Raw genomic sequence first — 25714 nt, 5'->3', positions numbered from 1 at the left:
CGTTGACGCTGTCGATGAAAGTGCGGGTCTTCTGGGAGGGGGCCCCAGAACGCGGTCAGCGGAATCTATCCGTCGAGAACGCGGCGGCCTCCGGCCCCACACTGTGGCCCGAGATCTGGGCTGCCAGCATCTTGGCCCCGCCTAGGCCCAATGTCCAGCCCAAATTGCCGTGGCCCAGATTCAGCCAGATGCCCGGTTTGGCGCTGGGGCCAATCACCGGCAAGCTGTCCGGCAAGCAAGGTCTTGCGCCATGCCACTCTTGCGCCTTCGAGGTGCGAGCCACGCCTTCAAACCACAGGTCGAGCACGCGATAGAGGCGCTTGAGCTCGCGGGCCTCAGCGTGCTTGAGTTGGCCGCCGCGGCGCAGCCCGCCGCTGACGCGAATGCGATCGCCCAGACGGCTGATGGAGACCTGCTGGCCCAGGTCCACCAAAGCGGCGCGTGGGCCTGGGTCGGGCATGGCCTCGAACAGGGGCAGGGGGGCGGTCACGGAATGGCCATGAATGGGCAACAGGGGCAGATTCAGCCCCAGTGACTGCAACAGCTTGGGCGACCCCAGGCCGGTGCACAGCACCACCGCATCCGCTTTCAAGGTGTCGGTCGCCGCTTGGGAGGACTCTGCCGGCAATTCTTTGCCCAACTGCGGTGCTTGGCTTTCATCGCGCAGCAAGACGGTGAGCGGTGGGCCGCTTTGAACATCGACCACCGAATGCTCGAAGCGGAAGACGGCCCCCATGCGCTGAGCATCAGCCTTGAGCAAATGCGCCACCTGCCTGCTGTTGGCGACCGCATCGCCGGGCAAGTGCACGGCTGCTTGCAGCCCCGCCTTCGGGTTGAGGCCGGGCTCTATCTCTAGCGCTTCGTCCAGGGAGAGCCAGCGCGCCCCTTCGCCCGCTTCTGTCAGGCGGTCGCACACTGTTTTGGCGGTAGCGGCTTCGCGCTTGCTGCGCAGCAGCACCATGCAGCCTTGGCGCTGTTCGTGGCCAAGGTCCAGGCTCAGGCTCAAGCCCTGGAGCTCTTCCAGGGTTTGTAAAGCCAGCGCTCTGACATGCGGGCGTCGGGCCGATTCCAGGTGTGGCCTCTGGGCGAGCCAGGCTCGCCACCACCAGCCCATCATGCTGGGGTGGCGCAGGCTGCGGGCCAGGGTGTTGAGGGTCTGGCCTGCCCGGCTGCGTTGGGGCTCTAGCAAGGCGTCCGCGCCCCAGCCGGCGACCAATGCGGGTGAAAGCAGACCCGCATTCGCAAAGCTGCCCTCAGTGGCGACGCTGCCGCGGCGCTCGATCACGGTCACCTCATGCCCGGCGCGCGCCAGGGCATGCGCGCTCGCCACGCCGACAATACCGGCGCCAATCACTGCAATTCGCATGGCGTCAGTCTCTCAGAGGCTCTGCCGTCAAGCGCGCCAAAGGCGCCGCATTCGGGCGGTGAGGAGCCAGTGTGGCAACAAGGGGGGCGCTCAGGCAAGCAGCGACGGTTCGGAGGGGCACAGCGACACAAAGGCGCGCAGAGGCGCTTCACAAAAGGAGGGGGAGGGCGGCGTGGGCGTCGATCATAGGGGCTCGGGCGCCCATTTGCGGCAAGCCAGGGGGGGCTCTTTTGCTGAATTGTCGCCCCCGCGCCACCCTGCTGCCTTGCCTAGGCCGTCGAGGGGGCTCAAAGCAAGGGTGACTTACTGCTACAATCCGCAGGCTTTGCTGAATGAGCTTGACCTTTGTGAGGGTTAAGTGCTCGGCAAAGCAAACGGTGCAGCTTGGCGCTGGCGCTCTGGTGACAGAGCGAGTGCTTCAAGCGCATCCCACTCGCGAACCCGGCTCAAAAGGTGTTGTGTCGTGTGCTGGAACATCCAGCATGCACGCAATAAAGGCCGGCGTTCTAGACCTAACCTTCGGAGAAATTATGTCCGTTTCAATGCGTGAAATGCTGGAAGCCGGTGTCCACTTTGGCCACCAAACCCGCTTCTGGAACCCCAAGATGGCCCCGTACATCTACGGCCATCGCAACAAGATCCACATCATCAACTTGGAGAAGACTCTCCCCAAGTTTGAAGAAGCCCTGAAGTTCGTGCGCCAACTGTCGGCCAAGCGCGGCTCCATCCTGATGGTGGGCACCAAGCGTCAAGCTCGTGACTTCGTCGCCCTGGAAGCCCAGCGCGCTGGCATGCCTTATGTGGACCAGCGCTGGCTGGGCGGCATGCTGACCAACTTCAAGACGGTCAAGGGCTCCTTGAAGAAGCTCAAGGACATGCAAGCCCAGAAGGATGCCGGCGCTGAGCTGCGCATCAAGAAGGAAGCGCTGCTGTTCGATCGCGAGTTGGCCAAGCTGGAAAAAGACATCGGCGGCATCCAAGACATGGCTGCTCTGCCTGATGCGCTGTTCGTGATCGACGTCGGCTACCACAAGATCGCTGTGGCTGAAGCTCGCAAGCTGGGCATTCCCGTCATCGGCGTGGTCGACACCAACCACTCGCCCGAAGGCGTGGACTACATCATCCCTGGCAACGACGACTCGGCCAAGGCCGTTGCGCTGTACGCCAAGGCTGTCGCTGACGCCGTCCTCGAAGGCAAGGCTAACGCGACCACCGAGTTGGTCCAAGCTGTTGCCGCTGAAGGCGACGAGTTCGTTGAAGTCAACGAGCAAGCCTGAGCCTCGCGCGCTTGAGCGCCAGTGAACGAGGGGCTTTAAGGCCCCTTTTTCACAGCTTTGAGAAGTTCATTCATCAATCCGAGCTAGGCCGCCACAGTGTGGGGCAGGCTCGATAGAACCGGAGAATACACATGGCAGCGATTACCGCCAGCATGGTCGCAGAACTGCGCGCCAAGACCGACGCCCCGATGATGGAGTGCAAGAAAGCACTGACGGAAGCTGAGGGCGACATGGCCCGCGCTGAAGAAATCTTGCGCGTCAAGCTGGGCTCCAAGGCCGGCAAGGCTGCTTCGCGCGTGACGGCAGAAGGCGTGATCGCCGCTTCCGTGTCGGGCACCACCGGCGCCATGATCGAAGTCAACTGCGAAACCGACTTCGTCACCAAGAACGACTCCTTCCTGGCCTTCTCTAAGGCGCTGGCTGAATTGGTGGCTGCACACGGCCCGGCCGATGTGGCTGCGCTGTCGGCCCTGCCGTTGAGCCAAGACGGCTTCGGCCCCACCGTGGAAGACGTGCGCAAGGGCCTGATCGGCAAGATCGGCGAGAACATGTCCGTCCGTCGCTTCCAGCGTTGGACCAACGGCGGCAACTTGGCCAGCTATCTGCACGGCACCCGCATCGGCGTGGTGGTGGAATACACCGGCTCTGACGTGGCTGCCAAGGATGTGGCCATGCACGTGGCCGCGATGAAGCCTGTGTCGCTGTCGCAGTCTGACGTGCCGGCTGATCTGGTCGAGAAAGAGCGCAAGATTGCCGCTGAGAAGGCTGCTGAGTCCGGTAAGCCTGCCGACATCGTCGCCAAGATGGTCGACGGTGCCGTTCAGAAGTACCTGAAGGAAGTCTCTCTGTCCAACCAAGTGTTTGTGAAGGCCGCTGACGGCAAGCAAACCGTGGAGCAGATGCTCAAGGCTGCCAACACCACCGTCAAGGGTTTCACCCTGTACGTGGTGGGTGAAGGCATTGAGAAGAAGGTGGACGACTTCGCCGCTGAAGTGGCCGCTCAGGTCGCCGCTGCCAAGGGCCAATAAGCCCTCGCACTGTATGCGTTGGCACCTGCACACGGGGTGCCACGCGTACACTGCCATTGAACCGCCAGATCCCACTTCGCAAAGGTCCACCGCATGCCAGCGTACAAGCGCATCCTCCTGAAATTGTCCGGTGAAGCCCTGATGGGCGATGATGCCTACGGCATCAACCGAGCCACCATCGTCCGCATGGTGCGCGAAGTGCAGGAAGTGACTCAGCTGGGTTGTGAAGTGGCGGTGGTGATCGGTGGTGGCAACATTTTCCGTGGCGTGGCCGGTGGGTCGGTCGGCATGGACCGAGCCACAGCCGACTACATGGGCATGCTGGCCACGGTGATGAACTCCCTGGCCCTGGCAGACACCATGCGCCAAGAAGGCATGACGGCGCGCGTCATGTCGGCCATTGCCATTGACCAGGTGGTCGAGCCCTATGTGCGACCCAAGGCCTTGCAGTACCTCGAAGAGGGCAAGGTCGTGGTGTTTGCAGCCGGCACGGGCAACCCCTTCTTCACCACTGACACGGCGGCTGCGCTGCGCGGCGCTGAGATCGGTGCACAGGTGGTCTTGAAGGCCACCAAGGTGGACGGCGTCTACACGGCGGACCCCAAGAAGGACGCGGCCGCGACCCGCTACACCAACATCTCGTTTGATGAGGCCATTGCAAAGAACCTGCAGGTGCTGGATGCCACGGCCTTTGCCTTGTGCCGCGACCAAAAGTTGCCCATCAAGGTGTTCTCCATCTTCAAGCCCGGCGCGCTCAAGCGTGTGGTGATGGGCGAAGACGAAGGCACTTTGGTGCATGTCTGAGGAGCTGATGCATGACGACGATTGCTGACATCAAAAAGAACGCTGAAGCCAAGATGGCCAAGTCCATCGAAGCTTTCAAGAACGAGTTGCACAAGATCCGTACCGGCCGTGCCCACCCCGGCATCTTGGATCAAGTGCAGGTGGATTACTACGGCTCTTTGGTGCCCATCAGCCAAGTGGCTAACGTCAGCCTCATGGATGCGCGCACCATCAGTGTTCAGCCCTGGGAAAAGGGCATGGGCGCCAAGATTGAGAAGGCCATTCGCGAGTCCGACTTGGGCTTGAACCCCTCCGCCCAAGGTGACTTGCTGCGCGTGCCTATGCCCGCGCTGACCGAAGAGCGCCGCAAAGAGCTGACCAAAGTGGTCCGCAATGCGGGTGAAGACGCCAAAGTGGCCGTCCGCAACCTGCGCCGCGATGCCAACGAACAAGTCAAGAAGCTGGTCAAAGACAAGCTGGCCACGGAAGACGACGAGCGTCGCACCCATGACGACGTGCAAAAGCTGACCGATCGCGTGATCAGCGAGATCGACAGGCTGGTGGCAGGCAAGGAAGCCGAGATTCTGGCGGTCTGACGCCTGTGATGTCTTTCTTTTCTGGCAGCTCCACACCGGCTGCGCCCGCCTCTGCGGGCGCAGAGGTGCCGCGGCATGTGGCCATCGTGATGGACGGCAACGGCCGCTGGGCCCGCAAGCGCTTCATGCCGCGGGTCTTCGGTCACAAGGCCGGCATGGAAACGGTGATGAATGTCATCGCCGACTGCCAGCGCCGTGGCATCAGCTTCCTGACGCTCTACGCGTTTTCGTCTGAGAACTGGAAGCGCCCCGAAGAGGAAGTCTCGGGCCTGATGAACCTGGTGCTGGTGGGTGTCTCCAAGTACCTGATGCGCTTGGCCGAGCAAGGCGTGCGTATCAAGGTGATGGGTGAGCGCTCTGCGGTATCACCCAAGGTCCGCGAGGCCTGGAACGAGGCCGAGCGCGTCACGGCCAACAACACCGGCCTGACCTTGACGGTGGCCTTCAACTACGGTGGGCGCTGGGACGTGGTTCAGGCCTGCCGCCAAGCCATGGCTGATGGCTTGACGGCAGATCAGCTCACCGAAGAGGCGCTCTCTGCCCGCATGGCCCTGAGCCATGCCCCTGACCCCGATCTGTTCATCCGCACTGGCGGCGAGATTCGTATCAGCAACTTCTTGCTGTGGCAGATCGCTTACGCTGAGTTCCACTTCACAGATTGTCTCTGGCCCGATTTCGATGTGGCGGAGATGGACAAGGCCTTGGCGGCCTTTGCGCGCCGTGACCGGCGCTTTGGTGGCGTCAAAACCGAGGCTTCCGGGCCCGCGGTCTAACTTGGGTTCACCCCATGCTCTTGCCTAGAATTTTGACGGCGCTGGTGTTGCTGGCAGCGCTGCTGCCGGCGCTCATCACGGGCAATGCCATGCCCTTTTTGGCCATCACCTTGATCATGATTGCCGCCGCAGGCTGGGAGTGGGGGCGCCTGAACGGACTGACATTGGTGCCAGCCTTGGGCATTGGGGGTGTGGTCTTTTTGGCCTGCGTGATGCTGTGGGATACCGGGTGGGTCGGCCATGTGCCGGCTTGGCTCTGGTGGTTGACCACCGGCTGTTGGGTGCTCGGTGGGGCGCTGGCCCTCAAAGCGGGGCCGCAAGGCTGGCCGCGCCTGTCTCAGGCCTTGCGCCTGCTGTTGGGCACGTTCATTTTGGTGGTGGCTTGGCTGGCTTTGGCCAGTGCCAAGTTGCGCGGCCTCGATTTCATTTTGTCGGCGCTGTGCGTGGTCTGGATGGCGGATATCGCGGCTTACGCAGCCGGCCGCCTGTTTGGGCGCCGCAAGCTCGCGCCGGCAATCAGCCCTGGCAAGAGCTGGGAAGGTGTGATGGGTGGCGTGGCCGGTGTGTTGGTGCTGGCATGGGGCTGGCTCCATGTCGAGGCAGCCATTTTTGGCCAAACCACCAGCGTTTTTGCCGTGCTCTGGGGTCGCCTGGGTACAGTGGGCTTTTTGGTCTCCCTCATCTTCTTGTGCATGTTGAGTGTGATGGGAGACTTGGTGGAGTCCTTGGTCAAGCGCGCGGTGGGGGCCAAAGATTCCAGCGCCTTGTTGCCGGGGCACGGGGGTGTGCTGGATCGGGTGGACGCACTCTTGCCAGTTCTGCCTGCCGTGATGGCTTTGGCGTCTCTGGCCGCTGCTTCTTGAGGTGATGATGAGCCAACGGCAATCCCTGTGCATTTTGGGCTCAACAGGCTCGGTGGGCTCCAACACCCTAGACGTTGTTGCGCGTCACCCAGACCGCTACGAAGTCTTCGCCCTGACGGGGGCTCAGCGGGTGGATGAACTGGCTGCGCAATGCCTGCAGTGGCGCCCCCGTTTTGCCGCCATGGTGCAGCCGGATGCGGCGCTTGCCCTGGCGCAGCGCCTCAAGGCAGAAGGCTGCCCCACGGAGGTGTTGTCCGGCGCCCAGGCCTTGAATGATTTGGCGGCCCACCCGGAGGTGACCACTGTGATGGCGTCCATTGTGGGCGCCGCTGGTTTGGCCCCCTGCATCGCCGCGGCCCGGGCCGGCAAGCGCCTGCTGCTGGCCAACAAAGAAGCCTTGGTGGTGGGCGGTGCGCTGTTCATGCGGGCGGTCGAGGAAGGGGGCGCCACCTTGCTGCCCATCGACAGCGAGCACTCCGCCATCTTCCAGTGCCTGCCCGAAGATCGTCAGACTTGGCGGGCTCGCATCGACCACATTGTTCTCACTGCCTCGGGCGGCCCCTTCCGCCAACGTGATCCGGCCACCCTGGCGGACATCACACCCGAGCAGGCCTGTGCCCATCCCAACTGGGTGATGGGCCGCAAGATCTCGGTCGATTCCGCCACCATGATGAACAAGGCCTTGGAGGTCATTGAGGCGCGTTGGCTGTTTGGCCTCACGCCCGAGCAGATCAAGGTGGTGATTCATCCGCAGAGCATCATCCACTCCATGGTGGTCTGCAAAGACAACTCGGTGCTGGCGCAATTGGGCACGCCCGATATGCGCGTGCCCATTGCCTATGGCTTGTCCTTCCCGGAGCGCATCGAGTCTGGTGCCAGCGCTTTGGACTTCCTCAGCCTCAAGGCACTGACCTTTGAAGCGCCAGAGCGCTCGCGCTTCCCCGGCTTCTTTCTGGCCTGGGACGCGCTGCGTGGGCCTGAGGGCAGCACCACCGTCCTGAACGCCGCTAACGAAGAAGCGGTGGCCGCGTTCCTGGACCGCCAGATCCGTTTCGATGCCATTCACCGGGTCAATGCCGATGTGCTGGCCGCCGTGCTGCCCCAAGCCCAGGAGTCCCAAAGCATCGACGGTCTGCTGAGCCTAGATCAGCGTGCCCGTCAGGCGGCCAAGTCCTTGATGGCAACGCTGTCCAAACCCTGAGAGGCCGAAGTCTCTCCATCATGCTCAACAACTTTTTCTTCAGCACCTTCGGCTTCATCATCACGCTGGGCCTGCTGGTCATCGTGCATGAATGGGGCCACTACCAGGTGGCGCGCTGGTGTGGTGTGCGGGTGTTGCGCTTCTCGGTGGGCTTTGGCTCGGTGCTCTGGCGTCGGCAGCGCCACCCGGGCGCCACGGAGTTCACGCTGTCAGCACTCCCTTTGGGGGGCTATGTCCGCTTTCTAGACAGCCGGGAGGGCGTGGTCTTGCCCTCCGAGCGAGCCTTCACCTTCGATGCCAAGCCGTTGCGCCAGCGCGCGGCCATTGTGGCTGCGGGGCCGTTGCTGAACCTGCTCTTGGCCGTGTTGCTGTTCACGCTGGTGGCCTGGACCGGCAAGAAAGAGCCTGAAGCCGTGTTGGCCACACCGCCTGCGGCCAGCTTGGCGGCGCAGGCCGGGTTGAGGGCTGGAGACCGTGTGCTGGCCACGCGCAGCACCGAGGCGTCGGAGTGGCGTGATGTGATCAGCTTTGCGGATCTGTTCCAGTCTTTGGATCAAGCCGCCGGTCAAGGGCAGTCTTTACATCTCTTGGTGGGTAAAGAAGAGGGTCGCAAACGCCAAGAAGTGTTGCTGGAGTTGTCGCACTTGGGTGAAGGCGCACAGCTCGACCTGAAGACCATCACCCGTATAGGCTTGCGAGGCGGTTATGCCGAGCCTGTGATGGGCGAGGTCAAAGCCGGTGGTGCGGCCTCTGCGGCGGGTCTGCAGAAGGGCGATCGAGTGCTCTTGGTGGACGAGCAAGTGGTGCTGGATGCGGCCTGGCTGCGAGACCGCATTCGGGCTCATGTCGATGCGCCGGCCCCGATGCACTGGACCATTGAGCGTGCAGGTCAGCGCATGACACTGCAGGTGTCCCCCAAGGTCTCGACAGAGGGAGAGGCACGATTCGGCCGGGTCGAAGCGTTCATTGGCTCGCCCCCTCCGATGATCGAGGTGAGCTATGGCTTGATCGAGGGCTTGGAGCGCGGCGTCACGCGAACCATCGAGATGTCGACCTTCAGTCTGAAGATGCTGTGGCGCATGTTGACCGGTGAAGCATCGCTCAAGAACCTGAGCGGTCCGCTGTCCATTGCGGAAGGCGCGGGGCAATCGGTGCAGCGCGGGCTGTCAGATTACCTAGAGTTTCTGGCCCTTGTCAGTTTGAGTCTGGGTGTGTTGAACCTGCTGCCGCTGCCCATGCTCGATGGGGGGCACCTGATGTATTATCTTTTCGAAGGGCTGACCGGGCGACCGGTCTCCGATGTTTGGCTCAAGTGGCTGCAACGCGGTGGAGCGTTGGCCCTGTTGCTGATGATGACCATCGCCCTCTCCAACGACCTGGTGCGCCTTTTTGGCCTGCCCTGAACACACCCCTGTGATGCCCTCTTTCTTCAACCCGAATTCTTTGCGCCCCATTCCTGCCTTGGTGGCTTTGGTGTGCGCAGCCCAGGCCTTGCCTGCATTGGCTGCTGAGCCCTTTCAGATCCGGGATATCCGCATTGAAGGCCTGCAGCGCGGCGACCCTGGCAGCGTGTTTGGAGCCTTGCCCTTCCGCGTGGGCGATACCTACACCGACGACAAAGGGGCTGCTGCGCTGCGGGCCTTGTTTGCGACGGGCCTGTTCAAAGACGTTCGTCTGGACATCGATGACAAAGTCGTCGTCGTCGTCGTCGATGAGCGCTCCATCGTGGCGTCGGTCAACTTCGTCGGCTTGCGCGAGTTTGACAAAGACCAGTTGGTCAAAGCCCTGAAAGAAAATGGCGTGGGCGAAGGCCTGCCGTTTGACAAAGCGGTGGTGGACCGAGCTGAGCAAGAAATCAAGCGCCAATACCTCTCCAAGAGCTTGTATGGCGCGGAAGTCGTGACCACGGCCACACCGATCGAGCGTAACCGTGTCGACGTGACCTTCACCGTGGTCGAAGGCGATGTCGCCAAGATCAAGGAGATTCGAATCCTGGGGGCCAAGGCCTTTTCGGAGTCCACACTGCTGGGCGAATTGGACCTGACCGTCGGTGGGTGGCTGACTTGGTATACCAAGACTGATCGATACGCCCGCTCCAAGCTCAATGCTGACCTTGAAAAGCTGCGCTCCTACTATCTGAACCGCGGCTATTTGGAGTTTGATGTCAAGTCGACCCAGGTCACCATTTCGCCCGACAAGCAGGACATCAGCATCAACATCACCATCGATGAAGGCCAGCCTTACGTGGTGACTTCGGTGCGCCTGGAAGGGGACTATCTCGGGCGCGAGCAAGACTTCCGACAGCGCGTGCTGGTTCAGCCGGGTCAAGCCTATCGTGGTGACGACGTCACTGCCACACAACGGCAGTTCACGGACCATTACGGTACCTACGGCTATGCCTTTGCGCGGGTCGAGCCGCGTACCGAAATCGACCGCAAAACTGGCCAAGTCGCCGTTGTGCTGCAGGGTGTGCCGGGCCAGCGCGTCAACGTGCGGCGCATCAGCGTGGCGGGCAATACCGTGACGCGTGATGAAGTGATTCGCCGCGAGTTCCGCCAGTTGGAGTCTTCTTGGTATGACGGCGCCAAGATCAAGCTCTCGCGCGACCGTGTCGAGCGCCTGGGCTTTTTCAATGAGGTCACGGTCGACACCAACGAAGTCCCGGGCGCACCGGACCAAGTGGATCTGGCCTTCAACGTCACCGAGAAGGCCACTGGCAGCTTGTTGCTGGCCGCGGGCTACTCCCAAACCGACAAGCTGACCATCAGCGTCTCGGTCCAAAAAGAGAACATCTTTGGGTCGGGCAATCGTTTGGGGCTGGATGTCAACACGGGCAAGACCAGCCGCAATTTGGTGGTGAGCACCACCGATCCTTACTTCACCGATGACGGTGTCTCCCGCACGCTTGACCTCTACTACAAGACGTCTCGGCCCTTGAACAGTCTGGCTGAAGAGTTCCAGTTGGCCACTGCTGGCACGGCGATCCGTTTTGGTGTGCCGTTCACCGAGTACGACACGGTCTTCATGGGCATTGGCGCTGAGCAGAACATCATCGGCACGGCTTCGGGTCTGCCTCAGAGCTATGTCTTGCACCGCAACCAATACGGCAGCCATAGCCTGTCGATTCCCTTGACCGTCGGCTGGGCGCGTGACGAGCGAGACAATCCCATCACGCCAACGCGGGGCTCCTACAAGCGACTCAACTTGGACATGAGCTTGTTGGGTGATTTGCGCTATGCGCGCCTGAACGCACAGTACCAACAGTACATTGGCCTGCCCTGGAAGCTCACGTTGGGCCTCAACGGCGAAGTCGGTTTGGGTTACGGCATCATGGGTCGCAGTTACCCGACCTTCAAGAACTTCACCGGGGGCGGCTTGGGCTCCGTCCGTGTGTTCGAGCAAGGCTCCTTCGGCGGCGTGGACATCACGGGCGCCTATGACGGTGGCTCTCGCAAGCTGAATTTGAACGCCGAGCTTTACGTGCCTGTGCCCGGCAGCGGTAACGATAAGTCGCTACGCATTTTCGGCTTTGCCGATGCCGGCAACGTCTGGCGTACTCAAAACAATCTGGGTGCCCAAACTCTGAACAACGAAGAGCGCGGTCAAACCAATTCATTGAGTGATTTGCGCGCCTCAGCGGGTATTGGCTTGAGCTGGATCTCGCCCGTCGGGCCGCTCAAACTCAGCTACGGCACCCCATTGCGCTCGTTCAAGGGCGATAAAATTCAACGCTTCCAGTTTCAAATCGGATCGGCATTCTGACGATGAGCTCGCTTTTCAAAACTATCGCGCAGACCCTGGCCCTCACCGCGGCCCTGGGTGCCACTGGCACGGCGTCGGCGCAGGAACTGAAGATTGGCTATGTCAATGGCGAGCGCGTGCTGCGTGAAGCAGCACCTGCCAAGGCGGCTCAAGCCAAGCTCGAGGCCGAGTTCAAGAAGCGCGAAACCGAGCTGAACGACACCGGTAATCGCCTGCGTCAATCGATGGAGAAGCTTGAAAAAGAAGCGCCCACCATCTCCGAGGCCGAGCGGACTCGTCGCCAGCGTGAGTTGTCGGAACAGGAACGTGATTTCCAGCGCAAGCGCCGCGAACTGCTGGAAGACCTGAACCAGCGCAAGAGCGAAGAGTTGGCAGCCGTCAGCGAGCGCGCCAGCAAGGTCATCAAGCAGATTTTCGACCAAGAAAAATACGATCTCATCATCACCGAGGCCGCGTTCTTCAGCCCCCGCGTTGACATCACCAAGCGCGTGATCGACGCCCTGAACGCAGGCAAGTGAGCGGCCTCCCTCATGCTGCAGCCGGCGCGGCGGTGCACGCCTCTGTGGCCGATGTGGCTGCAGCTTTGGGCGGCGAGGTGCTGGGTGACCCCAGCTTGGGGCTGCATCGCATCGCGTCGTTGCACAGTGCTGACGCGCACAGCATCAGCTTTCTGGCGCAAAACAAGTTTTTGGCCCAGTTGCACGCCAGCCAGGCCGGTTGTGTCATCTTGCGGCCTGAGCATCGGGAACTGGCTCAGCAACGCGCTGCGGCCATCCTCACCCCCGATCCTTACCTCTACTACGCCCGATTGACGCAGTGGTGGGTGCAGCGCCAGCGCGCCCAGCAGCCTGCCGGCGTTCACCCTACGGCCCACATCGGGCAGGGCGTGCAGCTTCATCCGTCGGCCCGCATCGGTGCTTTTGTCGTCATTGAAGAGGGGGCCCACATCGGCGAAGGCGTCGTGATCGGCCCTCACACCGTGGTGGGTACCCGTGCTGTGCTGGGGGCGCACACCCGCCTCGCGGCGCGGGTCAGCTTCGGGGAGCACTGCCGTGTCGGCGCTCGCGGCATGATCCATAGCGGAGCCGTGATCGGTGCGGATGGTTTCGGCTTCGCACCCCAGGCCGGGGCTTGGACCCGCATTGAGCAATTGGGGGCCGTGCGTTTGGGCGACGATGTGGATATTGGCGCCAATACCTGCGTCGACCGAGGCGCCCTGGACGACACCGTCTTGGAAGATGGTGTCAAGCTCGACAACCTGATCCAAATCGCCCACAACGTCCATATTGGGGCCCACACCGCCATGGCTGGCTGTGTAGGGGTTGCGGGAAGTGCGCGAATTGGCAAACACTGCACCTTTGGCGGCGCAGCCATGATCTTGGGCCATCTCGAGATTGGCGACCATGTGCATATTTCGGCGGCCAGCGTGGTGATGAGTTCCATCATCAAGCCCGGGCAGTACAGCGGCGTCTTCCCAATCGACGACAATGGCGCTTGGGAGAAGAACGCGGCCACCTTGCGCCAATTGCACACGCTACGGGCTCGCCTGCGTGCTTTAGAGAAGAAATTCGCATCATGATCATGGATATCCACCAGATTCTCAAACGCCTTCCGCACCGTTACCCCATGCTCTTGGTGGACCGGGTGCGCGAGCTTGAAAAAAACGTTCGCATCCTGACGGTCAAGAACGTCACGATCAACGAGCCCTTCTTCAACGGCCATTTTCCGCATCGCCCTGTGATGCCGGGTGTGTTGATCCTCGAAGCCATGGCTCAGTCGGCGGCTTTGCTGTCCTTTGCTTCTGCTGAACTGGACCCGGGTGACGACACCGTGGTCTACTTTGCGGGCATCGACTCGGCGCGCTTCAAGCGACCTGTGGAGCCAGGTGATCAACTGCTGATCGAAGCCAGCATTGACCGCGTCAAAGGTGGCATCTACAAGTACAAGGCTCAAGCCACGGTGGACGGCGAGGTGGCGGCATCGGCTGAGCTGATGTGCACCATGCGCAAGATTGCCTGACCCACAGCCTTTGAGCCTGCCTATGGCCTTGATTCACCCAACGGCTGTTGTCGATGCCGCTGCTGAGCTGGACAGCTCGGTGCGTGTAGGCCCTTATGCCGTGATTGGCCCCCATGTGCGCATTGGTGCCGGCTCAGACATCGGCCCGCACTGTGTGGTCGGAGGCCGCACCACGATCGGCCAGCACAACCGCTTCTTCCAGTTCAGCTCGATTGGTGCGGTACCGCAAGACATGAGCTATGGTGGCGAGCCCACTGAGCTGGTGATTGGCGACCACAACACCGTCCGCGAGTTCTGCACTTTGAATTTGGGCACGCTCAAGGAAGAGGGCGTGACGCGCATTGGCTCACACAACTGGATCATGGCCTATGTCCATGTGGCCCATGATGTGCGCATCGGCGACCGCACGGTATTGGCCAATGGTGCAACCTTGGCCGGCCATGTGCATGTGGGTGATTGGGCCACTGTGGGCGGACTGACAGGCGTGCATCAGTTTGTGCACATCGGCGCTCACGCGATGATTGGTTTTCAGGGCCATGTCGCGCAAGATGTCCCGCCCTTCATGACGGTGGACGGCAACCCCTTGCAAGCCCGTGCCGTCAACATGACGGGCCTGAAGCGTCGCGGCTTCACCGATGAGCGTACCGCGGTCATTCGGCGCATGCACAAGCTGCTGTATCGCTCTTCTCTGCCGCTGGCCGAAGCCGTGGAGGCCATCGCTGCGCTCAAAGGCAGCGAGCCCAGCGCCGATGGCGACATTGCCGTGATGCTGGACTTTTTGGCCGGCGCCAAACGCGGCATCGTCCGCTGACTCGCCCATGACCCCCGCCCCACGTCTGGCGATGGTGGCCGGTGAGGCCTCTGGCGACCAATTGGCCAGCTTGCTGCTGGCAGGCTTGCACGAGCGCTGGCCCGGCACCCGGGCTGTGGGCATTGGCGGGCCGCAAATGTTGGCCCAAGGCTTTGAGGCTTGGTGGCCCAGCGACAAGCTCTCCGTCTTCGGCTTTGTCGACGCACTGCGCCATTACCGCGAGTTGGTCGGCATCCGCAACCAGTTGCGCGATAGGTTGCTGCAAGAGCGACCGGATGTCTTCATTGGCGTCGACGCGCCCGACTTCAACTTCGGCCTGGAGGCCCCCCTCAAGGCCGCCGGCATTCGCACGGTGCACTTTGTCTGCCCGTCCATCTGGGCTTGGCGCGGCGAACGCGTCAAGAAGCTGGCCGCCGCTGCGGATCATGTGCTGTGCCTCTACCCCTTTGAGCCAGCGCTCCTGGCCCAACACGGTGTGGCCGCTACTTTTGTGGGCCATCCGATGGCCGACAAAGTGCCGCTTGATGTGCCGCGGGCCGACGCCCGGCGGAGTTTGGCACTGGCCGAGGAAGACACCGTCGTCGCCTTGCTGCCGGGCAGCCGCCGCAGCGAGATCCGCCACATTGCACCCGCGCTGCTGCAGGCTGCGCTGCTGATGGCACAACGCCGCCCTGAATTACGTTTTGTGCTGCCCATCGCCCCAGGCTTGCGGACGATGGTGGAGCAAGCCGTGGTGGAGGCCGGGGCCAGCCACTTAAACCTGCAACTGGTGGACGGCCGCTCGCATGAAGTGCTGGCGGCTTGTGATGTGACGCTGATTGCCAGCGGCACCGCCACGCTGGAAGCCGCGCTGTACAAGCGGCCCATGGTCATCGTCTATCGCCTGGGGTGGCTGAACTGGCAGCTCATGCGGCGCATGGCCTACCAGCCCTGGTTTGGCCTGCCCAACATCTTGCTCAAAGACTTTGTCGTGCCCGAGTTCATTCAAGACGCTGCCGAGCCCCAGGCCATCGCGCAAGCGGGCTTGGCCTGGCTGGATGATGTGCCGCGGCAAGAGCGCTTGCAGCGACAATTCACGGATCTTCACCACAGTCTGCGGCAGGACACTTCCGCCCGCTCCAGCGATGCCCTCGCGACGCTCCTCCAAAAAGCCTGAGCAACTCACGTTGCACTTCTCCACTTCTGGCCTTCTGGCTGGCGTGGATGAGGCCGGCCGCGGCCCTCTGGCAGGCCCCGTGGTGGCTGCGGCCGTCATCCTGGACGACTTGCAGCCCATCAAGGGCCTCAAGGACTCCAAGGTGCTGACCGAGCGCAAGCGAGACGCCTTGTTTGACGAGATTCGCGGCAAAGCCCTGTGCTTTTGCATTGCTGAGGCCTCGGTGGAGGAGATCGACCGCCTCAACATCCTGCATGCCACGATGCTGGCGATGAAGCGCGCTGTCGAAGGACTGCGCTTGCTGCCTGCCAAAGTGCTGGTCGATGGCAACCGTCTGCCGGTGCTCAAGATTCCGGCCGAGGCCATCGTGAAGGGCGACGCCAAAGTGCAGGCCATCTCGGCCGCATCTATCTTGGCCAAGGTCCACCGTGACCGGCTGTGCCTGGACATGCACACCCAATGGCCGCACTACGGCTTTGCCACCCACAAGGGCTACCCCACGGCGCTTCACTTGCAGGCTTTGCGCGAACACGGCGCGTCGCCCGTGCACCGCCAGAGCTTTGGCCCGGTGCGCCAGGCCCTGAACCTCAAAGCGGCCGCGGCATGACGACGCATACCGAGCGCATCAGCTCCAAAGACAACCCCTTGCTGGTGCGCATTCGCAAGCTGGGGGCCGACTCCGCGGCCTATCGCAAGCAAGGGCAGGTCTGGTTGGAAGGTGACCATCTCATCAGTGCGGCGCTGCAGCGGGGCGTGGCACTGTCCGAGCTGGTGGTCGCCGAATCGGCCTGGGCTCAACGCGCGGATTGGCGCCGCTGGGCGGCTGACGTGCGGCGCGTTGTGGAAGTGCCTGATGCGCTGTTCGCGGGCTTGAGCACCTTGGACACCCCCGGCCGCATTGGCGCCCTGATGCCATTGCCGCCGACGCAGGCCTTGGCCCCGCAGGCCTTCACCGTGGTGCTGGATCGCCTGCAAGACGCCGGCAACGTCGGCAGCATTCTGCGCAGCGCCGCTGCCTTTGGTGTGCGCCAGGTGCTGGCCTTGAAGGGCACGGCGGCGCTGTGGTCGCCCAAAGTGGTGCGCGCCGGCATGGGGGCGCACTTTGCGATGCAGTTGATTGAAGGTCTCTCGGATGACGATCTGGCCACCCTTCAGGTCCCCTTGCTCGCCACCAGCTCGCACCAGGGCCTGGTGCTGGGCCAATCCCCGCTGCCCTGGCCTTGCGCTTGGGTGATGGGCCACGAAGGGCAGGGCGTCAGCGAGGCCCTGATGGCGCGCTGCAGCCACACGGTGCGCATTCCGCAGCCCGGTGGGGAAGAGTCGCTCAATGTGGCCGCAGCGGCGGCGATTTGCCTCTACAGCACCCAGGCGCCGGCCTGACCCTTTGACCGGTATCGCGGCGGCAAGGTGCTTGCCGTGCGCTTCTTCAATGCCGCCGCTCTCCAGCCTGCAACGCCTTGGCGATGCGATGCCGTGACACCGTGGGCTTGGGCACTTTGCCTTTGACTTGCTCAAACCAAGCCCGCACGTCTTCGTCCAGACCGATGCCGTGCATATAGTTGTAGAGCGCTTTCTTCAAGCCCTGGCCCAGTGCGTCGTGGTCGGTGCCGGTGGGGTCGATAAAGCCCACATCGTTCTTGGCAAAGGGAGATGGGGGCAGGGGCAGGAGTTCGACGCCGTAGTCTTGAGGGCGCAAGCCTACCGGCGAATGCACCGTGCAAGCAAAGCGGTGGAAGAAGCCGCTGTGGATGCAACCGTTCTCGAACAACTGCCGCACATACTCCAGCGCATCGACCGTGTCTTGCACGGTTTGGGTCGGGAAGCCATACATCAGGTAGGCATGCACCAAGATGCCGGCATCAGCCATGCCTTTGGTGACCCGCGCCACTTGCTCCACCGAGACGCCTTTCTTCATCAGTGCCAAGAGCCGGTCGGAGGCCACTTCTAAGCCGCCGCTCATCGCGATGCAGCCGCTCTCGGCCAGCAACTCGCTCAACTCGGGTGTAAAGGTCTTCTCGAAGCGGATATTGCCCCACCAAGAGATACGCAGGTCGCGCCGCAGCAGCTCCTGGGCCAAGGCCTTGAGGGATTTGGGCGGAGCCGCTTCATCCACAAAGTGAAAGCCGGTCTGGCCAGTTTCTTGGACGATGGCCTCGATGCGATCTGCCAGCACTTCGGCACTGGCTGCGTCGAAGCGCGAGATGTAGTCCAGACTCACGTCGCAAAAGCTGCATTTCTTCCAGTAGCAGCCGTGGGCCACGGTGAGCTTGTTCCAGCGTCCGTCACTCCAGAGCCGGTTCATGGGGTTGAGCATGTCCAGCAGCGAGAGATAACGGTTCAGCGGCAGGCCGTCCCAGGTGGGTGTGCCCACGTCGCTGAAAGCGATGTCGGCCTCGGGAAATTGGATCAGCTGCACCGCGCCGGCTTCGCGCACAAAGGTGCGCACCAGGCGCTCGCGAGAGCGCTTTCCTTGCAGGTGGGCAATCAGGGCCAACAGCGGGCGCTCGCCGGCGTCCAGCGTCACATAGTCCACAAAGTCGAACAGGCGTGCTTCGGTCAGCTCGCGCAGCTCGGTGTTCACAAAACCGCCGCCCAGTGCAATCGCCACGCCGGGGTGGTGGGCCTTGATGGTCTGTGCGATGCGCAGCGCCGCATAGAGCGCGCCAGGGAAAGGCACCGAGAGCAACACCAACTGTGGCTGATGCTTGGCCATCGTGTCCAGCGTGAGCCGGGCCAGGCTGCGGTCCAGCAGGTTGGGCTCGGCGGCCAGGGCGCGGGCGAGCGGCTCAAAAGTGGGTTGGCTGGTCGCCAGCTTCTCGGCATAGCGCACAAATTCAAAGCGTGCATCTACCGCGTCGCGCAGCACATCGGCCAGGTCATTCAGATAGAGCGTCGCCAAGTGGCGGGCGCGGTCCTGCAAGCCCAGCGCACCGAAAGCCCAGGCCAGCGGGTCGGCGCCGTCTTCGGCGAGATAGCCGTCTAGGCTGGCAAAACGTGCGCCTTCGGGCAGATAGCGCCGGGCATTGATGCGGTGGGCCAGCGTGGGGTCTGCGCCTTGCAAAAAGGCGATGGTGGGACCGATGGTGGCGCGGTAGTTGGAAAACTCCGCCAAGAACTGCTGCACCTGGGGGGTGTGCTTTTGAGGGGGCAACTGCTCGGCCGCGTCGCGCACCTGGTCCAAGCCTTCGGGGCTGAGCAAGGCCAGCACCAGGGCCAGCGCCAGGTCTTCTTGAACGGCGCTGATCCCTTGGCTGCGCAAAAAGCCGGTGAGGTAGGCGGTGGAGGGGTAAGGCGTGTTGAGCTGCGTCATCGGTGGGATGACAGACAACACTGTGAAGGCTGGGGTGTCTGTGGGCGGTGTGGCAACCACAGCAGGGGAGGGGGGCTTGAACGACTCGGGCATGGATGCGAGCGATTGTCCCATCCATGCCCTCAGCGGCTTACTGAGGGTTAAAGCCGCTGTTCTTGATGATGCGGGCCCACGCCGTGGTGTAGCCGCGTTCGCGTTGGCCCAATTGCTCGGGCGTCATGTGGCCGGGGGTCAGTCCCATGGCCAACATGCGGGCCCGCACCTCCCGCTTGTCCAGCACCTTGGCCATGGCGCTTGAGAAGCTATCAATGAAGGCGCGTGGTGTGCCGGTGGGGGCAAACACCCCGTAGTAGGGCACTTCTTCAAAGCCAGCGACGCCCAGCTCGGCGAAGGTGGGCACATCGGGCAGCACGCCTTGGCGGCTGGTGCCGGCTACGGCCACCACCTTGATTTTGCCGTTACGGTGGTTGTCGATGAAGTCGGGCACCGAGCCCACGCCGGCCGCAATCTGGTTACCCAGCATGTCGGCCATCATCGGGGCACTGCCGCGGTAGGGCACGGGCACCAGGTCCAGCGTGTTCTTTTGGCCCAAGACCTTGACCAAAAACTCCGGTGTGGAAGCCGGGGCCGGGATGCCCACCGCGCCCTTGCCTTGGCCCGCGCCGCGCAGCCAAGCCACATAGTCCTTGTAGTCCTTCACCGGCGTGCCGCCCGAGACGGCCAGGGCATTCACAAAACTGGCAAAGCCAGCCACCGGCACAAAGTCTTTTGCGGGCTCGTAGCCCGGTGTTTTGACCACCTGAGGCAGGATGGAGATGCTGTGGTCATGGGACAAAAACAGCGTCGTGCCATCAGGCGCTGCGGCCTTCAAGGCTTGCGCGGCCAACTGGCCACCCGCGCCGGCTTTGTTCTCCACGATGATGTTGGCCCCCAGTTCGTCCTTCAGGTGCTCGGCCAGCAAGCGGGCAATGGCATCGGTGCCGCCCCCAGCCGGGAAGCCCACCAAGAGCTTGATGGTCTTGCCGGACTGCGCCTGTGCGGCGCCCGCCAAGGTGGTGGCGGCCAAGGCCAGGCTGCCCAGCAGCAAACGACGGCGTGACGACTTCGTGGGGGACATCAAGAGCTCCTCATGCGTTTTGAAACATCGGTGCGAAGGATAGTGCCAATTCAGGGAGATGCGCACTCTTGGTGCATTTCTTCAATCGGTTTAATGGTGAACTAAAAGTTGAAAATAGTTCACTAGAGTACTAAACTGCGGTCAACCCCTTCACCGGCTACCGCCATGTCTACTTTGCTTGCTCACACCGCCCCTGTCGACGCTTTCGGCCGAGACACCGCCGCTCAAGCCTTGGCCGTGTTCTTTCGCATGGCGCAGGAGTGGGGCTTGCAGCCGGCCCAAGAGCAGGTCCTGCTGGGCGTGGGCCGCACCACCTTGTTTGCCTGGAAAGCGGGCAGGGTGCGCAGCGGGCTGGAGCCCGTGGTGCTGGAGCGTCTGAGTTACCTGTTCCGCATCTATGCCGCACTGGAGATCCTGCTGCCGGTGCCCGAACGCGCCAGGGCCTGGCTGCACAAGCCCAATGCCGCCCCTTTGTTCGGTGGACAGACCGCCCTGTCCAGGCTTTTGGGCGGTCAGGTGGGTGATCTGATGGTGGTGGCGCAATACCTGGACGCCCAGCGCGGTGGGGACTTCTCATGACGGTCTTGCCCGCCCAGCGTGCCCCGCGCGCCAAAGAGTTGGGTTGGAACCCCTGCTATCGGCTCATTCCCAGCCGCTTTCCGCCCACCAGCCTGTTTGATCGGGTGGCCCGGCCCCAAGAGTTGGACGCTGTCTTCGCCATCCAAGCCCTGACCAACCCGCGCCTGCGCGATGAGATCGGGCAAATCCATTTGGTGCCAGTGGCCGAGCGGGTCAGCGGCGATGGCTCCACCCCGGTGATGGCGGCGTTTTGCCACCTCAATCCGGAGGGGAGCCGCTTCTCGGACGGGACCTGGGGCGTTTACTACGGCGCGGAGAGCCTGGAGACGGCGGTGGCCGAAGTCAGCCACCACCGCAGCCGCTTTCTGGCCGCGACCCAAGAGCCTGCCCTGCAGGTCGACATGCGGGCCTATGGCGCACGCGTGGTGCAGCCCTTGCATGACCTGCGCGGCAAGGCTTGGCAATGCCTGCACCAGCCCGACGACTATGCCGCCCCCCAACAGTGGGCGCGCCGGCTTCGCGAGGCGCAGTCCTGGGGCGTGGCCTACCGCAGTGTGCGCCGCCCTGGCGGAGAGTGTGTGGCCGTGTTTCGGCCCCGTGCACTGGCCTTGCCCGTGGTGCAGTGCGCCCATGTGGCCTTGCACTGGGACGGCCAGCGCATGGCCAGTTGGTGCATCAAGTCGGACCCGCAAAGCCTCTGATCCGCTAAGCACCTATCATGACAAGGTTCAACTTGCCGCTTCTGCGGCCCATCCATGTCCGCTGAGTCCCCCCGCGCCGTTCGGCTGCCCAACGCGAGCCACCTGGCCCGTATCCCCGCTCACATCAGCCCCGAGGCGCTTGAGCGCATCCGCCAAGGCGCTTACAACCTGCCCCAGGTCGTCAAGCCCGCAGACCTGTTGCCCGATGACGCCGCCGAGGCTGAGCGCACGCTGGACGCGATGGGCTTGGTGCTGCTGCAAAAGGCCGTGGCCCACCAGCGCCCAAGCCGCTGGATCGCCCCCTCGCTGCTGGACGCGGCGCTGCGACACTTGGACGAGGTGGGCGTGGGCCGCGAAACCCGCGCCCTGATGCTCGAGCGCTCGGCCATCTTGGAGACCCAAGCCCTGAGCCGTCGTCTGGATGGCTGGGAGCGCCTCGTGCGCCAGCCTTTGCCGGTGCAGCATGCGGCCTGGACCCGCGTGGCCCATGCGCCGGCCGGGGCGGTCTCGGTGGCCTTTCGGGCCGCAGCGCTCGCGGACGCGGTGTGGACCTTTTTCCGCACCGGGGACCTGCGCGTCTTGCTGGCACAACTGGGCCCGGCACCCGACTACCCGGACGCAGCGGTGGTGGCCGCGCATGTGGATGCGCTAGTCGAGCGCGGTGCACAGCAAGACGCCAGCCAATTGCCCTCGCTTCTGGCCCGTTTGCAGGCCGAGTGCGCCCGACCCCAGGCGTTGGAAGGCCTGCTGGCCGCTTGCACCCGCGCGCAAGAGCGCTGGTCGCACCAGGTGGCCGAGCAGCACACGCTCAGCCGCCTGAACCAAGAGCTGGCGTTTCAGGGCTACCCGGACAGCTTTGAGCAAGCGCGCCGCCTGCAACGCAAAGTCACCTTGTTTGTCGGGCCGCCCAACAGCGGCAAGACCTATCACGCCTTTGAAAAGCTCGCAGGTGCCCTGGACGGCGCCTATTTGGCGCCGCTGCGCCTGCTGGCCTTGGAAGGGCGCGATCGTTTGGTGGCGCGCGGTGTACCGTGCTCGCTGCTGACCGGCGAAGAGCGTGTGCCCGTTGAAGGCGCGCGGGCCGTCTCCAGCACCATCGAGATGGTCAACACCCGCGACGTGATCGACGTGGCCGTCATCGACGAAGCGCAGATGATTTTTGACGCCTCGCGCGGCTGGGCCTGGACCCAAGCCATTGTGGGCGTGCCGGCGCGCGAGTTGATCATCATCTGTTCAGCCTATGCCGTGCCGGCCATCGAGAGCCTGTTGGGCCTGTGCGGTGAGGCGGTGCAAGTCCAGCACTTTGAGCGCAAGCAGCAAGTGCAATTGCTCAAGTCCCCTGTACCCATCGCAGCGCTGAAGAAGGGCGACGCGGTGGTGGCTTTCAGCCGGCGCGAAGTGCTGATGCTGCGCGACCAAATCGCCGCCAACGGCCACCCCGTCTCAGTGGTGTATGGCGCGCTGCCGCCTGAGGTGCGGCGCCGCGAGGCCGAGCGTTTTGCCAGCGGCGAATCGCACCTGTTGGTGGCCACCGATGCGATTGGCATGGGTTTGAACCTGCCGATCCGCCGCGTGCTGTTCTCCACGCTGACCAAGTTCGACGGCGTGGGCGACAGACCCCTGAATGAATCCGAGGTGCACCAGATCGCCGGCCGGGCCGGGCGCTTTGGTATCCATGAAGAAGGCTTTACCGGCGTGCTGCACGAGGCCGAGCCCACGGCGATGCGGGCCTTGAGAGACCTGCTGCCGCGCACGCCCCGCGCGCCGCGCAACTTCAAAGCCCCGGTGGCGCCCAACTGGTGGCATGTCAGCACCATCGCCAGCCGCTTGGGCAAGAACGGGCTGCATGAAGTGCTGACGGTGTTCATGGAGCAGTTGCGTTTGGATAACGCACACTTTCAGGTGGCTGAGCTGGAAGGCATGCTGGCTTTGGCCCAAGAGCTGGACACCCAAGCCGGTGGGCTAGAGCTGCGGCAGCGCTTCACCTATGCCCAGGCGCCGGTGGATACTCGCACCGACAACGCCGTTCAAACCTTTTTGGATTGGGCTTGGCAGCATGCCAAACATGGCAGCGTGGACGCGCCGCATTTCTTGGATGAGGTGGACGAACACAGCCGCCTCGACCGCATGGAGCAAAGCCTGCGGGCCTGCACGCTGTGGCTGTGGTTGGACCTGCGCTTCCCCGGCATTTATGGCCATCTGAACGAAGTGCTAGACCTGCGCAATCGTCTGAATGATGGCATTGAGCGCCACCTCAAAGGCAAGCGGCCGCTGTGGCAGGCGCGGGGCAGAAAGCGCTGAAGAGCCCGTGAGCTTGGGCCAGGGTAGAATCATCGCTTGTCTTTGGGGAGTAGCCGCCCTGGTCATGGCGCTGCAAGTGCATTGCGCGCATGTCAAACAGGGGCCCACGTCAACATACTTGAGCCAAGCCATCAGAGCGAAGTTCATGGCGTGAAGCTTGCAGCCATCCTGGCTGTACTGGCAAGACCTTTGACTGCAGCACACTCGGCCCGGCCGGAGAGTGCGCTGTGGTCATTGCGTTTGTCCGGCCCTTAGTGTTCTCACACCATGGAAGCATTCCTCTTCTCCACCGGTATCGTCGCCCTGGGCGAAATGGGTGACAAAACCCAGTTGCTGGCCCTGATGCTGGCTGCACGATTCCGCAAGCCTGCGCCCATCATCCTGGGCATTTTTGTCGCCACCGTGCTCAACCATGCCGCTGCGGGTGCGGTGGGCGGTTGGGTGGCGCAGGCCTTGGGGCCTAATGTGCTGCGCTGGGTCATCGGCCTGGGTTTCTTGGCCATGGCAGCCTGGATGCTGATCCCCGACAAACTCGACGAGGAAGAAACCAGCGGCACCCAGCGCTTCGGCGTCTTCGGCACCACCGTCGTAGCCTTCTTCCTGGCCGAGATGGGCGACAAAACCCAAATCGCCACCGTGGCCTTGGCTGCGCGCTACACGGGTGAGTTGGTGGCCGTGGTGATGGGCACCACCTTGGGCATGATGCTGGCCAATGTGCCTGCCGTGTTCTTGGGCGATGCCGTCGCGAAAAAGGTCTCCATGACCTTGGTGCACGCCATCGCTGCCGGCATTTTTGCGGTGCTGGGCATCCTCACCCTGCTGAACGTGGGGCGCCTGTTTTGATCGATCACTCGATCTGAGACTGCTCTCGCAGATAGCGCCCCATCAGCACAAAGAAGCGGTCATAAAAAGGGCCGGCCGGGATGGTCTCGCTGCCGACCTTGATGAGTGACTCTTCATTGGAGGACAGAGGGATGGACAGTGAACCGATGGCACTGACGCCCAGGCTGGCTGAGTTGGAACTCTTCTTGACCGTGTACCGGTCTTGAATGGCATTCACATAGGCCGTCGAGATCTGCCCAGCTCGGCCTTCGGGCAAGCACATCACGTTGAAGCTGATCTGCACGTGCACCGAGCCCTCAGGCTGAAAGTTCTTCGTGGCTTGCAGCGCGTCGGGCTTGGTCATGGCCAACACATAGCCTTGGCTGAGCAGCGCGCGGCGAGCGGCCTCGCAGGTGTTGGCCGCGGGGGCGTCAAACAGCCGAGAAAAGGTTTCGTCGGCTTGAAAGTTCTCGTTCTGATAGACCCGCGGTGGCTCCTTATGCGGCAGCGAGGGGCAGCCCCCGAGCAGCGCTGTGCCCAACAGCACCAGCGCGCAGCGAACGGCCCGAGGCAGCCCTGAAGAACGAGAAGTGGTCACCATGAAGTCAAAAGAGGCGTGATCCGTGCATTATCTACAGGTGAGGAGGGTTGGCGACACCTTGTCGCCTGTAGACCGCACGCGGTGGTGATACGTTGTGCATCGGTCACGAAAGGACAGATATGGACCGCTTGCAAGCTCACCGCGAACACCTTCAAGCCAGCCGCAAAAGGCTGTGGCATTTGGCCATTTGGCTCACTTTGGCGGGCACTGCAGCGCTTTGCATGGCGTCCCCTCAAGCGGCCCCGGGCTCTTCGGGTGTGACCGTTGCAGCGAGTGGCGCGAAGGAGCATCGCCCTTTGAGCGGCACCTACTGGAAGGTCATGGAGGTACGCGGCAGCAAAGTGCTGGTGTCGGATCGGAACCATGAGCCTCATCTGAACTTCGCCGCGAGCGAGAAGCAGGTCAGTGGGAGCGCCGGGTGTAACCGGCTGATGGGCAGCTTTGAGCACGCAGGCGCCTCGCTGAAGTTCGGGCCTCTGGCCAGCACGCGCATGGCCTGCTTGGACCCCGCCTTGGACAAGCAAGAGCAGCAAATCTTTACTCAACTTCAGCAGGTGAGGAGTCAGCATGTTGAGGGCGACGATTTGACCTTGTTGGATGCCAAGGGTGTGGTCGTGCTGAAGTTGAAGAGCGTGTTGCTGCGCTGAG

General features: G+C 62.9%; 25 protein-coding genes. 21 read left to right on the top strand and 4 right to left on the bottom strand.

Features of this window, described 5'->3' with window-relative positions; genetic code table 11:
* Positions 1-55: 55 nt before the first annotated feature.
* On the bottom strand, positions 56-1366 hold the full coding sequence (locus tag KAK11_RS06125) for an FAD-dependent oxidoreductase (protein ID WP_210807299.1): 1311 nt from the start codon (positions 1364-1366) through the stop codon (positions 56-58).
* A 530-nt stretch (positions 1367-1896) separates the two neighbouring features.
* Here KAK11_RS06125 and rpsB point away from each other — a divergent pair.
* The 16 genes from rpsB to KAK11_RS06045 all read left to right on the top strand — a co-directional run bounded on the left by rpsB (position 1897) and on the right by KAK11_RS06045 (position 17015).
* Entirely contained in the window at positions 1897-2643 is a 747-nt protein-coding gene (gene rpsB, locus KAK11_RS06120; protein ID WP_210807298.1) for a 30S ribosomal protein S2, read from the top strand.
* A 131-nt stretch (positions 2644-2774) separates the two neighbouring features.
* A complete protein-coding gene (gene tsf, locus KAK11_RS06115; protein ID WP_210807296.1) occupies positions 2775-3671 on the top strand; it encodes a translation elongation factor Ts in 897 nt (298 codons plus the stop codon).
* A 93-nt stretch (positions 3672-3764) separates the two neighbouring features.
* Complete coding sequence (gene pyrH, locus KAK11_RS06110) at positions 3765-4475, top strand: UMP kinase (protein WP_210807294.1); 711 nt, start codon at positions 3765-3767, stop codon at positions 4473-4475.
* An 11-nt stretch (positions 4476-4486) separates the two neighbouring features.
* Positions 4487-5050 carry a ribosome recycling factor gene (gene frr / locus KAK11_RS06105; protein ID WP_210807292.1) on the top strand — a complete coding sequence of 188 codons (564 nt, stop codon included), beginning with the start codon at positions 4487-4489 and terminating at the stop codon, positions 5048-5050.
* A gap of 8 nt (positions 5051-5058) precedes the next feature.
* Entirely contained in the window at positions 5059-5823 is a 765-nt protein-coding gene (uppS, locus tag KAK11_RS06100; RefSeq protein ID WP_210807290.1) for a polyprenyl diphosphate synthase, read from the top strand.
* A 14-nt stretch (positions 5824-5837) separates the two neighbouring features.
* A complete protein-coding gene (locus tag KAK11_RS06095) occupies positions 5838-6686 on the top strand; it encodes a phosphatidate cytidylyltransferase (protein ID WP_210807288.1) in 849 nt (282 codons plus the stop codon).
* Between the two features lie 7 nt (positions 6687-6693).
* The gene (gene ispC, locus KAK11_RS06090; RefSeq protein WP_210807286.1) at positions 6694-7887 is read left to right on the top strand and encodes a 1-deoxy-D-xylulose-5-phosphate reductoisomerase; all 1194 of its coding nucleotides are present in this window, start codon (positions 6694-6696) and stop codon (positions 7885-7887) included.
* Between the two features lie 20 nt (positions 7888-7907).
* On the top strand, positions 7908-9290 hold the full coding sequence (gene rseP, locus KAK11_RS06085; RefSeq protein WP_210807284.1) for an RIP metalloprotease RseP: 1383 nt from the start codon (positions 7908-7910) through the stop codon (positions 9288-9290).
* Positions 9291-9303: 13 nt separating this feature from the next.
* A complete protein-coding gene (gene bamA, locus KAK11_RS06080) occupies positions 9304-11649 on the top strand; it encodes an outer membrane protein assembly factor BamA (RefSeq protein ID WP_210807282.1) in 2346 nt (781 codons plus the stop codon).
* A 2-nt stretch (positions 11650-11651) separates the two neighbouring features.
* Complete coding sequence (locus KAK11_RS06075; RefSeq protein WP_210807280.1) at positions 11652-12167, top strand: OmpH/Skp family outer membrane protein; 516 nt, start codon at positions 11652-11654, stop codon at positions 12165-12167.
* 32 nt (positions 12168-12199) lie between these two features.
* Positions 12200-13228: a UDP-3-O-(3-hydroxymyristoyl)glucosamine N-acyltransferase gene (gene lpxD, locus KAK11_RS06070; protein WP_210807952.1), complete on the top strand. Its 1029-nt coding sequence runs from the start codon at positions 12200-12202 to the stop codon at positions 13226-13228.
* A gap of 2 nt (positions 13229-13230) precedes the next feature.
* Positions 13231-13668 carry a 3-hydroxyacyl-ACP dehydratase FabZ gene (gene fabZ, locus KAK11_RS06065; protein WP_210807953.1) on the top strand — a complete coding sequence of 146 codons (438 nt, stop codon included), beginning with the start codon at positions 13231-13233 and terminating at the stop codon, positions 13666-13668.
* A 22-nt stretch (positions 13669-13690) separates the two neighbouring features.
* Positions 13691-14479 (top strand): acyl-ACP--UDP-N-acetylglucosamine O-acyltransferase, encoded by a 789-nt coding sequence (gene lpxA, locus KAK11_RS06060; protein ID WP_210807278.1) that lies wholly within the window; start codon positions 13691-13693, stop codon positions 14477-14479.
* A gap of 7 nt (positions 14480-14486) precedes the next feature.
* Positions 14487-15635 carry a lipid-A-disaccharide synthase gene (gene lpxB, locus KAK11_RS06055; RefSeq protein ID WP_210807276.1) on the top strand — a complete coding sequence of 383 codons (1149 nt, stop codon included), beginning with the start codon at positions 14487-14489 and terminating at the stop codon, positions 15633-15635.
* A complete protein-coding gene (gene rnhB / locus KAK11_RS06050) occupies positions 15604-16242 on the top strand; it encodes a ribonuclease HII (protein WP_210807273.1) in 639 nt (212 codons plus the stop codon). Before lpxB ends, rnhB begins: the two co-directional genes overlap by 32 nt.
* Complete coding sequence (locus tag KAK11_RS06045; RefSeq protein WP_210807267.1) at positions 16239-17015, top strand: TrmH family RNA methyltransferase; 777 nt, start codon at positions 16239-16241, stop codon at positions 17013-17015. Before rnhB ends, KAK11_RS06045 begins: the two co-directional genes overlap by 4 nt.
* A 46-nt stretch (positions 17016-17061) precedes the next feature.
* Here KAK11_RS06045 and KAK11_RS06040 read toward each other — a convergent pair whose 3' ends face one another.
* Together KAK11_RS06040 and KAK11_RS06035 are read right to left on the bottom strand one after the other, a co-directional pair.
* Positions 17062-18945, bottom strand: a complete 1884-nt coding sequence (locus KAK11_RS06040) for a B12-binding domain-containing radical SAM protein (RefSeq protein WP_246498634.1) — start codon at positions 18943-18945, stop codon at positions 17062-17064.
* A gap of 130 nt (positions 18946-19075) precedes the next feature.
* A complete protein-coding gene (locus tag KAK11_RS06035) occupies positions 19076-20062 on the bottom strand; it encodes a Bug family tripartite tricarboxylate transporter substrate binding protein (RefSeq protein WP_210807265.1) in 987 nt (328 codons plus the stop codon).
* Positions 20063-20227: 165 nt separating this feature from the next.
* On the opposite strand from KAK11_RS06035, the gene KAK11_RS06030 reads away from it, so the two are divergent.
* The 4 genes from KAK11_RS06030 (at position 20228) to KAK11_RS06015 (ending at position 24486) form a co-directional block, all read left to right on the top strand.
* Complete coding sequence (locus KAK11_RS06030; RefSeq protein ID WP_210807263.1) at positions 20228-20641, top strand: MbcA/ParS/Xre antitoxin family protein; 414 nt, start codon at positions 20228-20230, stop codon at positions 20639-20641.
* Positions 20638-21342, top strand: coding sequence for an RES family NAD+ phosphorylase (locus KAK11_RS06025; protein WP_246498490.1), 705 nt, complete (start codon positions 20638-20640; stop codon positions 21340-21342). The genes KAK11_RS06030 and KAK11_RS06025 overlap by 4 nt, the downstream gene beginning before the upstream one ends.
* Before the next feature lie 54 nt (positions 21343-21396).
* A complete protein-coding gene (locus tag KAK11_RS06020) occupies positions 21397-23643 on the top strand; it encodes a helicase-related protein (protein WP_210807261.1) in 2247 nt (748 codons plus the stop codon).
* Between the two features lie 267 nt (positions 23644-23910).
* On the top strand, positions 23911-24486 hold the full coding sequence (locus tag KAK11_RS06015; RefSeq protein WP_210807259.1) for a TMEM165/GDT1 family protein: 576 nt from the start codon (positions 23911-23913) through the stop codon (positions 24484-24486).
* A gap of 4 nt (positions 24487-24490) precedes the next feature.
* Here the strand turns inward: KAK11_RS06015 and KAK11_RS06010 are convergent, their stop codons facing one another.
* Entirely contained in the window at positions 24491-25066 is a 576-nt protein-coding gene (locus KAK11_RS06010; RefSeq protein ID WP_210807257.1) for a DUF2242 domain-containing protein, read from the bottom strand.
* A gap of 296 nt (positions 25067-25362) precedes the next feature.
* On the opposite strand from KAK11_RS06010, the gene KAK11_RS06005 reads away from it, so the two are divergent.
* Complete coding sequence (locus tag KAK11_RS06005) at positions 25363-25713, top strand: META domain-containing protein (protein ID WP_246498488.1); 351 nt, start codon at positions 25363-25365, stop codon at positions 25711-25713.
* Position 25714: the final 1 nt, after the last annotated feature.

This window comes from Ideonella paludis, from assembly GCF_018069865.1.
GTDB classification, from domain to species: Bacteria; Pseudomonadota; Gammaproteobacteria; order Burkholderiales; family Burkholderiaceae_C; genus Ideonella; species Ideonella paludis.
The sequence above is the reverse complement of the archived record's forward strand: the minus strand, read 5'-3'. Positions and strand labels throughout refer to the sequence as shown.

What these genes read in the sequence shown, in the direction of transcription:
- KAK11_RS06125 (WP_210807299.1), bottom strand. Translation starts at nt 1,366, where the DNA reads ATGCGAATTGCAGTGATTGGCGCCGGTATTGTCGGCGTGGCGAGCGCG.
- rpsB (WP_210807298.1), top strand. Translation starts at nt 1,897, where the DNA reads ATGTCCGTTTCAATGCGTGAAATGCTGGAAGCCGGTGTCCACTTTGGC.
- tsf (WP_210807296.1), top strand. Translation starts at nt 2,775, where the DNA reads ATGGCAGCGATTACCGCCAGCATGGTCGCAGAACTGCGCGCCAAGACC.
- pyrH (WP_210807294.1), top strand. Translation starts at nt 3,765, where the DNA reads ATGCCAGCGTACAAGCGCATCCTCCTGAAATTGTCCGGTGAAGCCCTG.
- frr (WP_210807292.1), top strand. Translation starts at nt 4,487, where the DNA reads ATGACGACGATTGCTGACATCAAAAAGAACGCTGAAGCCAAGATGGCC.
- uppS (WP_210807290.1), top strand. Translation starts at nt 5,059, where the DNA reads ATGTCTTTCTTTTCTGGCAGCTCCACACCGGCTGCGCCCGCCTCTGCG.
- KAK11_RS06095 (WP_210807288.1), top strand. Translation starts at nt 5,838, where the DNA reads ATGCTCTTGCCTAGAATTTTGACGGCGCTGGTGTTGCTGGCAGCGCTG.
- ispC (WP_210807286.1), top strand. Translation starts at nt 6,694, where the DNA reads ATGAGCCAACGGCAATCCCTGTGCATTTTGGGCTCAACAGGCTCGGTG.
- rseP (WP_210807284.1), top strand. Translation starts at nt 7,908, where the DNA reads ATGCTCAACAACTTTTTCTTCAGCACCTTCGGCTTCATCATCACGCTG.
- bamA (WP_210807282.1), top strand. Translation starts at nt 9,304, where the DNA reads ATGCCCTCTTTCTTCAACCCGAATTCTTTGCGCCCCATTCCTGCCTTG.
- KAK11_RS06075 (WP_210807280.1), top strand. Translation starts at nt 11,652, where the DNA reads ATGAGCTCGCTTTTCAAAACTATCGCGCAGACCCTGGCCCTCACCGCG.
- fabZ (WP_210807953.1), top strand. Translation starts at nt 13,231, where the DNA reads ATGGATATCCACCAGATTCTCAAACGCCTTCCGCACCGTTACCCCATG.
- lpxA (WP_210807278.1), top strand. Translation starts at nt 13,691, where the DNA reads ATGGCCTTGATTCACCCAACGGCTGTTGTCGATGCCGCTGCTGAGCTG.
- lpxB (WP_210807276.1), top strand. Translation starts at nt 14,487, where the DNA reads ATGACCCCCGCCCCACGTCTGGCGATGGTGGCCGGTGAGGCCTCTGGC.
- rnhB (WP_210807273.1), top strand. Translation starts at nt 15,604, where the DNA reads ATGCCCTCGCGACGCTCCTCCAAAAAGCCTGAGCAACTCACGTTGCAC.
- KAK11_RS06045 (WP_210807267.1), top strand. Translation starts at nt 16,239, where the DNA reads ATGACGACGCATACCGAGCGCATCAGCTCCAAAGACAACCCCTTGCTG.
- KAK11_RS06040 (WP_246498634.1), bottom strand. Translation starts at nt 18,945, where the DNA reads ATGACGCAGCTCAACACGCCTTACCCCTCCACCGCCTACCTCACCGGC.
- KAK11_RS06035 (WP_210807265.1), bottom strand. Translation starts at nt 20,062, where the DNA reads ATGTCCCCCACGAAGTCGTCACGCCGTCGTTTGCTGCTGGGCAGCCTG.
- KAK11_RS06030 (WP_210807263.1), top strand. Translation starts at nt 20,228, where the DNA reads ATGTCTACTTTGCTTGCTCACACCGCCCCTGTCGACGCTTTCGGCCGA.
- KAK11_RS06025 (WP_246498490.1), top strand. Translation starts at nt 20,638, where the DNA reads ATGACGGTCTTGCCCGCCCAGCGTGCCCCGCGCGCCAAAGAGTTGGGT.
- KAK11_RS06020 (WP_210807261.1), top strand. Translation starts at nt 21,397, where the DNA reads ATGTCCGCTGAGTCCCCCCGCGCCGTTCGGCTGCCCAACGCGAGCCAC.
- KAK11_RS06015 (WP_210807259.1), top strand. Translation starts at nt 23,911, where the DNA reads ATGGAAGCATTCCTCTTCTCCACCGGTATCGTCGCCCTGGGCGAAATG.
- KAK11_RS06010 (WP_210807257.1), bottom strand. Translation starts at nt 25,066, where the DNA reads ATGGTGACCACTTCTCGTTCTTCAGGGCTGCCTCGGGCCGTTCGCTGC.